A 9231-nucleotide genomic window follows, 5' to 3' on the forward strand; every position below is an offset into this window, starting at 1 on the left:
CAGCACCGCCCACGGCCTGCTGATCACCTCGGCCACCCTGCGCGACCGCACGACCGGCACCGAGGACGACGCCGAAGCCGCCTGGGATGCCGCCGAGGAGCGCGTGGGCGCCCAGCACCTGCCCAGCCCCGCCGTCCGGGCGTCGCTGTCCAGCCCGTTCGACTATGCCCGGCAAACCCGGGCCTTCGTCGTCGAAGACGTAGCGCACGATGATCCCGAGGCTCTCGCGGCGGCCTATCGCAGCCTGTTTCTCGCGGCGGGTGGCGGGGCGTTGGGGCTGTTTACGGCCATCGCCCGACTGCGCGCGGTCCATCGCCGGATCGCGCCCACGCTGGATGATGCCGGGCTGCCGCTCTATGCCCAGCATGTCGATGCGCTGGACAACGCGACACTGGTCGACATCTTTCGCACGGAGATCGACTCATGCCTGCTGGGAACGGACGCGATGCGCGACGGCATCGACGTGCCCGGCCGCGCCCTGCGTCTTGTCGCGTTCGAGCGCGTGCCCTGGCCCCGGCCCGACATACTGCACCGGGAGCGCCGCATTCACCTCTCGCATGGCAACGCAAGCGCCTATGACGATCGCATCGCCCAGCTGCGGCTGCGTCAGGCGTTCGGACGGCTGGTGCGGGTGCGCGATGACCGGGGGGTGTTTGTGCTGCTGGACCGGCGCACGCCGTCACGCCTGTTTTCGGCGTTCCCGGAGGGGGTCGTGGTCGAACGGGCGGGGCTGGCCGACACCGTCGCACGCGTGGCTGATTTTCTGAAACAGGACGCTTAAGAACGAACGATCCCAGGAGGGGCCCGGTTGACGGTCATGCGGCGGTGGCCGACATGCCGTCCCGGGCCAGCCGCGTCAGAGCGGCTTGAGGTTGGAGGCGGCGGCCTTACCGCGCTCGGTCACGATATCGTAGCTCACTTTCTGATTCTCGGTCAGCCCGCGCAGGCCAGCCGCCTGAACGGCGGTGATGTGCACGAACACGTCTTTCCCACCATCGTCGGGCATAATGAAGCCGAACCCTTTCGTGGTGTTGAACCACTTGACCGTTCCCGTAGCCATCTCAACCTGCCTCTTTTCATCCAGTTCCGCACCTTGGCGGCGCAGCCTCCATCCGGTCACGCTCCGCAGGATTTGTCAACCAAGTGCAATGTCCTCGTGGGCCGCGATCCGCGCACAAAAAAACCCGCCTGCCAGGGCAGACGGGTTTTTTCCAGACGTCGGGCCAGAGGGGTCGGGCGCCCGAAGGCACCCTTCCCATCCGCCCCGGACGACGAGCGGATCAGAAATCCATGTCGCCCATGCCGCCCATGCCACCACCGGGAGCCGGCGGAGCTTTCTTTTCCGGCTTCTCGGCGACCATGGCTTCGGTCGTGATCAGCAGACCGGCAACCGAAGCTGCGTCCTGCAGAGCCGTACGGACAACCTTGGTCGGGTCGATGATGCCGGCGGCGACCAGGTCCTTGTATTCGCCGGTCTGGGCATCGAAGCCGAACGCATACGTGTCGTTTTCGAGCACCTTGCCGGCGATGACCGCACCGTCTTCACCCGCGTTGAAGGCGATCTGGCGCAGCGGTGCCTGAAGAGCCTTGCGGATGATGTCCGCACCGACGCGCTGGTCGTCGTTGTGGAAGTGCAGATGGGCCAGAGCGGCGGACGCGCGGGCCAGAGCCGTGCCACCACCGGGGACGATGCCTTCCTCGACCGCGGCGCGGGTCGCATGCAGCGCGTCGTCGACGCGGTCCTTGCGCTCCTTCACCTCGACCTCCGTCGAGCCACCGACGCGGATGACGGCAACGCCACCGGCCAGCTTCGCAAGACGCTCCTGCAGCTTCTCACGGTCGTAGTCCGAGGTGGTCTCCTCGATCTGCGCGCGGATCTGGTTGCAGCGGCCCTTGATGTCGTCGGACGAGCCAACACCCTCGACGATCGTGGTGTTCTCTTTCTCGATGTGCACCTTCTTGGCGCGACCGAGCATCTCAAGACCGACGGTCTCGAGCTTGATGCCGAGGTCTTCGCTGATGACCTGACCACCGGTCAGGATCGCGATGTCTTCCAGCATCGCCTTGCGACGATCGCCGAAGCCCGGAGCCTTCACGGCCGCGATCTTCAGGCCGCCACGCAGCTTGTTGACCACCAGCGTCGCCAGAGCCTCGCCATCGACGTCTTCGGCGATGATCATCAGCGGACGGCCCGACTGCACCACGGACTCGAGCAGCGGCAGCATCGGCTGGAGCGACGACAGCTTCTTCTCGTGAATCAGGATGTACGGGTTATCGAGGTCCGCCGTCATCTTCTCCGCATTCGTGACGAAATACGGGGAGATGTAGCCACGGTCGAACTGCATGCCCTCGACGACGTCGAGTTCGGTGTGCAGGCCCTTGGCTTCCTCGACGGTGATGACACCTTCGGATCCGACCTTCTGCATGGCCGACGAGATCATCTCGCCGATCTCGCTCTCGCCATTGGCGGAGATCGTGCCGACCTGGGCCGTCTCGGCCGGGGTCGTGATCTTCTTGGTGTTCTTCTTCAGCTCTTCGACGACCGCGACAACGGCCTTGTCGACGCCGCGCTTGAGGTCCATCGGGTTCATGCCGGCGGCGACGGCCTTGGCACCCTCACGGATGATCGCCTGCGCCAGAACCGTCGCCGTCGTGGTGCCGTCGCCGGCCACGTCGTTGGTCTTGCTAGCGACCTCGCGCACCATCTGCGCGCCCATGTTCTCGAACTTGTCGGCCAGTTCGATTTCCTTCGCGACCGACACACCGTCCTTGGTGATGCGGGGCGCGCCGAAGCTCTTGTCGAGGACGACATTGCGGCCCTTGGGGCCCAGTGTCACCTTCACGGCATCAGCAAGGATATCGACACCGCGCAGCATGCGCTGGCGCGCTTCACCGCCGAACTTGACGTCTTTGGCAGCCATTTTGAATTCTCCTCAGGAGGATATACGGAAAAACGAGATCGTAAACGGGTGGCTCGAGGCGGCGTCAGCCGCCGATCACACCCATGATGTCGCTTTCCTTCATGATCAGCAGCTCTTCGCCGTCGATCTTCACTTCGGTGCCGGACCACTTGCCGAACAGCACCTTGTCGCCCGCCTTGACGTCAGGCGTCACAAGCTGGCCCTGCTCGTTACGGGCGCCCGGACCCACGGCCAGGACTTCGCCTTCCATGGGCTTTTCCTTGGCGGTGTCGGGGATGATGATGCCGCCGGCAGTCTTTTCCTCGCCGGTCAGGCGACGGACAACCACTCGGTCGTGCAGGGGACGAAAAGTCGTCATATGGATTGCTCCATGTTAGGGTTGCGCCCTTCGCAGAAGCGACGCACCAGTTGCTGCGCGCTACAACGCCGCGTCGCGTTAGCACTCCCGTGCCGGGAGTGCCAAACGAGATAGGGCGCCCCGCCCTTTCTGTCAAGCATCGCCTGCATGCCATTCGGTGGAACGGCCGCGATCAGCGTTGCACACACTGCATGTTTCATAATTCTGTCTTATCTTCGACCCCGCCCGACACCCCTTCTCGCAGGTGTCTTTCGTCCTCGACACGCGCGCCGTCCAGAACACGCGCCTGCGCCTCGATGATCGCGCGGGCCTGGCGGCGTTCGGCCTTGCCGCGCCCGTGGGACAGCCGCGCCTGTTCGGCCTCGCGCGCCGCATCCGCCCGTGCTCGCTGTTTTCTGACACGGCGGAGGTTGACGATTTCACCCAACGGCTCAAGCTCCCTGCCGGATCGAGACCAGATCGAAGGACATTCCCGATGGGACAGACCCTACACCTGACCGCGCGCGACGGCCACGTTCTCTCGGCCTACGAGGCCGGAGACCCCACCCGGCCACATAAACTGGTGGTCGTGCAGGAGATTTTCGGCGTCAATCACCATATCCGCTCGGTCTGCGACGGGTTCGCCGCCGACGGGTTCCATGTGCTGGCGCCCGCCCTGTTCGACCGGATCCGCCCCGGCATCGAACTCGGCTACACGCCTGCCGACGTGAAGGAAGGCGTCGCCCTGCGCGGACAGATCCCGCCGGAGGCACCGATCGGGGACATCGCGGCGTGCGTCGCCTATTTCGGCCACGCACCCACGGGGATCATCGGCTATTGCTGGGGCGGCACGGTGGCCTGGGACGCCGCGACGATGACCGACGCGTTCCGGTGCGCGGTGGGGTGGTATGGAGGCGGCATCGCCGCGCACCGCACCGCCCACCCGCACTGTCCGGTCGAACTGCATTTCGGCGGCGAGGATCATTCGATCCCGCACACCGACGTCACGCTGATCCGCGACGCCCAGCCCGATGTGGAGATGTATGTCTATGACGGCGCGGGCCACGGATTCGGCTGCTCCGAACGGTCGAGTTTCGACCCCGAAGCCTACCGGCTGGCGCGTGAGCGCAGCCTCGCGTTTCTCAAGCGCCATCTCTGGTAAGACGACGGGCTGGCAGGAAGCCGGGGCGCGTGAACGCCCCGGCGGACGGGATCAGTCCTGTTCCTCCAGCGTGTAGGTGATGTCGACCCGGTTGTCGTTGTGCGGCTGTGCCGCCGCCGAGCTGACCTTCACGCCCACGCCCTTTTTCTTGTAGAGCGCGACGATCGCGGCCTGATCGGCGGCATAGGTGTCCTGCGTCACCTCCGAGCCCGGACGCAGCTTGGTTGCCGCGGTCAGATCGGCCGACGAGACCTTCTTGTTACCGGTAAAGTTCACCGCCTCGACCACCAATGCCTGTGCCGGTGCGTTCGTCACGGCCTGTTCGTCGGACACCGCCCAGGTGACCTCGACCTTCTTGTTGTCGATGAACTTCAGGCTCTGGCCGAAGCGGGCGTTGACCTTGTTCTTCTCATACACGGCCATGACGTCATGCAGGCCATCCATGATCTGGGTCTGCGTCACGGTATCGCCGACATGGAACGGCACCGCCGCCATGATGTCCGACGTGGCGACCTTGGCATTGCCCGTCACCGTCAGTTTATTGAGCTTCAGAGGCGCATCGGCCGCCGGTGGCGCGGCGAAAGACACCGACGGCGTCAGGGCGGTCGCCGCAAGGCCACCAATAGCAAGCGAGAGGCCAAACACCGAGCGAACGGCGATCAGGCGGGGGTTGAACACGGTCATATCTCCCAAGGTCAGCACGATGCGACGGGCACGGGCCCGGAGCGGGCGCGCACGACACCCGCCATCATGCACAGGCGTTGCGATCTGCCAACGTGCGCCACCGCCTCACAGGCTGATGCGCGCGCCCAGAACATCGAGAAACTGTGCGAGCCACGCCGGATGCGCGGGCCACGCCGGCGCGGTGACGAGCGTGCCATCGGTGATGGCGGCATCAACCGCTATATCGGCATAGGTGCCACCCGCCAGTTCGACCTCCGGGCGGCAGGCCGGATAGGCCGATACCCTGCGCCCGTCGATCACGCGCGCGGCCGCCAGCAACTGCGCGCCGTGACAGATGGCGGCCATCGGGCGATCGGCGAACGCCTTGACCAGCGCGATGACCCGGGCATCGAGACGCAGATACTCCGGCGCCCGGCCGCCCGGCACCACAAGACCGATATAGTCCGCCTCATCCACTGCATCGAAATCGGCGTTGAGCGTGAAGTTGTGCCCGGGCTTTTCGCTGTATGTCTGGTCGCCCTCGAAATCATGAATGGCGGTGCGCACCGTCTGGCCGGCCTTCTTGCCGGGGCAGACGGCATCGACGCGATAGCCAAGCATCGTCAGCGCCTGAAACGGGACCATGATTTCGTAATCCTCGACATAGTCACCCGCGAGGAGAAGGATCTTGGGGGCGTCGTCGGCCATCATGCGGCTCCCTTGTGTTCGCGCAGGCGCGGCATCAGCTCCACGAAATTGCAGGGCTTGTGCCGGCTGTCGAGTTGCAGTCTCAGAATCTCGTCCCAGCCGTCCTTCACCGCGCCGTTCGAACCCGGCAGGGCGAACAAGTACGTGCCCCGGGCCACACCGGCCAGAGCGCGCGACTGGATCGTGGACGTGCCGATCGTCTTGTATGACAACATCCGGAACAGCTCGCCGAAGCCCTCGATGCGTTTTTCCAGCACGCGGTCATAGGCCTCAGGCGTCACGTCACGACCCGTCACGCCGGTGCCCCCCGTGCTGATCACGACATCCACCGCCGGATCGGCAATCCAGGCCTCAAGCCGCGCGACGATGCGGTCCGCATCGTCGGGCTCGATCGCCCGGTCGGCCAGTTCGTGGCCCGCACCGGTCAACCGGTCGACCAAAATCTGCCCCGACGTATCCGTCTCCGGGGTCCGGCTGTCCGACACCGTCAGCACGGCGATCCGCACAGGCAGGAACGGTGCGCTCAGGTCCAGTTTCGACATGTTCCATCACCCCTTCCGAACGTACGAGCGTCGCCATACCATGCGCCCCCGGGGCACTCAACGCCATGCCCTCCGGCACGGTCGGCACCACTGAAACGTTTGTATGAACGCTACGTTCATGACAGGTTACAGCCCTGTCATGAAGGGGCGACGGATCGCACGCCCCGGCCGCATGTGCCCGGACGCGACCGCCGGCCGTCTGACGGATGCCATTCATAACGCCAGGAACCGCCCCGTTTTGCTCAAGCCTTTCCGCCCGACGTCCCGACCCGGCCGCACCGCATGGCGCTGGCTCGGTCTCGCCCTGATCGTGCTGTCGCTCGCGGCCTCCCCCTCGATCCGCACGGCGCGCGCACAGGCCACGCCAGGTGTCACGAACGACCTCGGCACCCAGCCCTCCATGCGCGTGAACGCCCGTCGGTCGTCCATCCCAACCAGCGCGGCCGACCAGTTTTCTGCGCCCTACGGCAACGACCACCTGCTCGGCGACTGGGGGGGCGTTCAGCCCTGGCTGGTCGATCACGGCATCCATCTGGCCGTCGACGTACTCGAGCAGCTGTCGGGCAACGCCACCGGCGGCCGTCAGCGCACCCAGACCAACGCCGGACAGGTGGGGGTCGAGCTCGACCTGGACTGGGGGAAAATCGCCGGGGCCAAGAACCTGTGGTCACACATGATGATCGTCAACGGCCACGGGCGGAGCCTGAGTTCGCAGTTCGGCGACAATCTGGGCGCCGTGCAGCAGATTTACGGCGCGCGCGGCAATGTCGTCGCGCATCTCGTCTACGCCTATCTGGAGCAGTCGCTGATCAGGAACCATGTCGACCTCAGCGTGGGCTGGATTCCCGTGGGCTCGTTCTTCGCCGCATCGCCGCTATTCTGCGACTTCATGAACGTCGTGCTGTGCGGCAATCCCGCACCGGGCAAGTACGTACCGGGCGGCCGCGACTGGCCGTCGGGCAATCTCGGCGCCGTGCTGCGCGTGATGCCGCGCAACGACGTCTATCTAATGGCGGGCCTGTTCGCCGTGTCGCCGCACTCCTTCAACGGCGGCATCTCCGGGTGGAGCTGGGCGCAGAGCGGCATGGGCAAACTGTCGACGCCACTCGAACTCGGTTGGGTCCCGGAATTCGGCCCGCACCACCTTGCGGGCCATTACAAGGCCGGGTTTGGCTACGACAATTCGCACTACGACGACATTTTTCAGGACATCAACGGCAACGCGTGGGTGCGCAGCGGGCTGCCGGCCCGCACGCACGCGGGCCGTTACACCGCGTGGATCCAGGGCGACCAGATGCTGATGCGCAATGGCGACGGCGCGACCAATGGTCTGATCGCGCTGGGCGGCTACATGCACATCTCGGGCGACACCGTCGCGATGTCGCATCACGCGTGGCTAGGCATGATCGAGACGGGCGCGCACTGGGGACGGCCGCTCGACATCATCGGTATCTCGTGGAACTGGCTGCAAATGAGCCGCTCATCGATCCTGCAGCAAGAAGCGTCGGTTGCGACCGGACAGCCCTTTCAGCCCAATGCGTGGGGCGCGGTGTACGGTATCCAGACGCACGAGAACATTTATGAGCTATTCTACAATGTTCACGTCACGCGCGGCCTGACCCTGCAACCCGACTTCCAGTTCATCAACCGGCCCGGCGCGACGACCACCTTCGGCGACGCCGCGGTCTTTGGCCTCCAGTTCAACGCGATCCTGTAAAGCAGGGCCGGTTCAGTCCAGGCGCGCGGCGGCGTCGATCGTCAGACGCCGCGCGCCCAGACCCGCGAACATTTCACCCCGGCAGGTCAGCACGATGATCTGCATGCGCGCAGCCACGGCGCCGAAGATGTCGAACATCCGCTCCAGGCGCCCCGAATCCGAAAATGTCAGCGCGTCATCAAGCACCAGAAGCGCGGGCCGCCCTTGTGCCAGCATCAGTTCGGCAAAGCCCAGCCGGACCAGCACCGCGATCTGCTCGCGCGTGCCGTCGGACAGGTCGGCAACCTGCTCCGTCTGTCCCCGGTCCAGCGACAGGGGCCCGAACTGCGGATCGAGCGAGAGCAGCGCGCGTGGAAACAGCGCCTGTAACGCGGGACGCAGAATGGCCTGAAGCGGGGCGAGATATTTCTCCGTCGCCTCGCGCTCCGCGTCGACCAGGGCCTGATGCAGCCGATCAAGGATCGCGCCCTCGCGCTCGTAATACGCGCACTCGCGGTCGAATCCGTCGGCCTCACGCGCCGCCTCGGCGATTTTCTCGTCCAGCCCTTCGCCCTCGACACCACGAATCGTGCCCTGAAGCTGCGCGATTTCGGTGCGCAGCCGCTCGCGCTCGCTCCGCCCCTCGTCGATCTGGCGCGACAGGCGGTCGACCGCCGCCTCCATGAACGGCAGGCCCTCGGCGGGGCGCGCATGCTGCAAGCGCTCCCGCTCCCGCACCAGCGCGCCGATGGCCTGCTCCGCCTCCTCGTGCCGTCGGACCAGAGCCTCGTCTGGGTCAGCCGTCACGGCGGCACTCTCCTCGGCCTGCAGGCGATCGGCCTCCTCGCGCGCGCGAAGATGACCCTGCGTTGCCTGCTCCAGACGTTCGGCGCTCAGTCGCGCCTCAAGCTCGGCCTGTGCCACGTCGGCATTGACCTGATCCAGCGTCGACTGGGCCGCGCGCTCGGTGGCATCCACGTCATCGCTCGACCCAGGCGGGTCCTCCGGGATCGCGGCCAGTCCCAGCGCCGAGAGCCCGGCGGCAAGATCATCGGCCAGCGCACTCCGCCGCGCCCGAAGGGCCACAAGTCCCGCCTCCGCGTCGCCGCCCGCGCGCTCGCCCGGCGGCACGATCACATCGAACATCTGTCGGGCGGCCTCGAACGCGGCTTCGGCCTGACGCCGCTGCTCCCGCCCCCCTT

Annotated in this window: 11 protein-coding genes; 3 read left to right on the top strand and 8 right to left on the bottom strand. The window is 66.0% G+C overall.

The annotated features are described in order from the left end of the window. Positions 1 to 781, top strand: a 781-nt coding sequence (locus HUK82_RS12170) for a helicase C-terminal domain-containing protein (protein ID WP_305144408.1), incomplete at its 5' end; no start/stop codon positions are given. Between the two features lie 75 nt (positions 782 to 856). Here the strand turns inward: HUK82_RS12170 and HUK82_RS12175 are convergent. From HUK82_RS12175 to HUK82_RS12190, 4 genes are all read right to left on the bottom strand, one after another. Next, positions 857 to 1060 carry a cold-shock protein gene (locus HUK82_RS12175; RefSeq protein WP_176614219.1) on the bottom strand — a complete coding sequence of 68 codons (204 nt, stop codon included), beginning with the start codon at positions 1058 to 1060 and terminating at the stop codon, positions 857 to 859. A 220-nt stretch (positions 1061 to 1280) separates the two neighbouring features. Continuing rightward, positions 1281 to 2921, bottom strand: coding sequence for a chaperonin GroEL (gene groL, locus HUK82_RS12180; RefSeq protein WP_176614220.1), 1641 nt, complete (start codon positions 2919 to 2921; stop codon positions 1281 to 1283). A gap of 64 nt (positions 2922 to 2985) precedes the next feature. After that, a complete protein-coding gene (gene groES, locus HUK82_RS12185) occupies positions 2986 to 3279 on the bottom strand; it encodes a co-chaperone GroES (protein WP_176614221.1) in 294 nt (97 codons plus the stop codon). A gap of 196 nt (positions 3280 to 3475) precedes the next feature. After that, positions 3476 to 3706, bottom strand: coding sequence for a DUF4169 family protein (locus HUK82_RS12190; protein WP_176614222.1), 231 nt, complete (start codon positions 3704 to 3706; stop codon positions 3476 to 3478). Between the two features lie 48 nt (positions 3707 to 3754). Here HUK82_RS12190 and HUK82_RS12195 point away from each other — a divergent pair, with 48 nt between their 5' ends. Next, the gene (locus tag HUK82_RS12195) at positions 3755 to 4420 is read left to right on the top strand and encodes a dienelactone hydrolase family protein (protein ID WP_176614223.1); all 666 of its coding nucleotides are present in this window, start codon (positions 3755 to 3757) and stop codon (positions 4418 to 4420) included. A gap of 51 nt (positions 4421 to 4471) precedes the next feature. Here the strand turns inward: HUK82_RS12195 and HUK82_RS17615 are convergent, their stop codons facing one another. The 3 genes from HUK82_RS17615 to moaB form a co-directional block, all read right to left on the bottom strand. Continuing rightward, entirely contained in the window at positions 4472 to 5098 is a 627-nt protein-coding gene (locus tag HUK82_RS17615; protein WP_176614224.1) for a POTRA domain-containing protein, read from the bottom strand. A gap of 111 nt (positions 5099 to 5209) precedes the next feature. Next, the gene (locus HUK82_RS12205) at positions 5210 to 5791 is read right to left on the bottom strand and encodes a DJ-1/PfpI family protein (protein ID WP_176614226.1); all 582 of its coding nucleotides are present in this window, start codon (positions 5789 to 5791) and stop codon (positions 5210 to 5212) included. After that, the gene (gene moaB / locus HUK82_RS12210) at positions 5791 to 6333 is read right to left on the bottom strand and encodes a molybdenum cofactor biosynthesis protein B (protein WP_176614225.1); all 543 of its coding nucleotides are present in this window, start codon (positions 6331 to 6333) and stop codon (positions 5791 to 5793) included. The genes HUK82_RS12205 and moaB overlap by 1 nt, the downstream gene beginning before the upstream one ends. A gap of 103 nt (positions 6334 to 6436) precedes the next feature. On the opposite strand from moaB, the gene HUK82_RS12215 reads away from it, so the two are divergent. Next, positions 6437 to 8050, top strand: coding sequence for a carbohydrate porin (locus HUK82_RS12215; protein ID WP_306308928.1), 1614 nt, complete (start codon positions 6437 to 6439; stop codon positions 8048 to 8050). 12 nt (positions 8051 to 8062) lie between these two features. Here HUK82_RS12215 and HUK82_RS12220 read toward each other — a convergent pair. Continuing rightward, the coding region (locus HUK82_RS12220) for an ATP-binding protein (RefSeq protein WP_394367498.1) at positions 8063 to 9231 on the bottom strand (1169 nt) is incomplete at its 5' end.

The organism is Ameyamaea chiangmaiensis (genome assembly GCF_013376175.1).
Lineage (GTDB): Bacteria > Pseudomonadota > Alphaproteobacteria > Acetobacterales > Acetobacteraceae > Ameyamaea > Ameyamaea chiangmaiensis.

What these genes read in the sequence shown, in the direction of transcription:
- groL (WP_176614220.1), bottom strand. Translation starts at nt 2,921, where the DNA reads ATGGCTGCCAAAGACGTCAAGTTCGGCGGTGAAGCGCGCCAGCGCATG.
- HUK82_RS12195 (WP_176614223.1), top strand. Translation starts at nt 3,755, where the DNA reads ATGGGACAGACCCTACACCTGACCGCGCGCGACGGCCACGTTCTCTCG.
- HUK82_RS12215 (WP_306308928.1), top strand. Translation starts at nt 6,437, where the DNA reads ATGAACGCTACGTTCATGACAGGTTACAGCCCTGTCATGAAGGGGCGA.
- moaB (WP_176614225.1), bottom strand. Translation starts at nt 6,333, where the DNA reads ATGTCGAAACTGGACCTGAGCGCACCGTTCCTGCCTGTGCGGATCGCC.
- HUK82_RS12205 (WP_176614226.1), bottom strand. Translation starts at nt 5,791, where the DNA reads ATGGCCGACGACGCCCCCAAGATCCTTCTCCTCGCGGGTGACTATGTC.
- groES (WP_176614221.1), bottom strand. Translation starts at nt 3,279, where the DNA reads ATGACGACTTTTCGTCCCCTGCACGACCGAGTGGTTGTCCGTCGCCTG.
- HUK82_RS12175 (WP_176614219.1), bottom strand. Translation starts at nt 1,060, where the DNA reads ATGGCTACGGGAACGGTCAAGTGGTTCAACACCACGAAAGGGTTCGGC.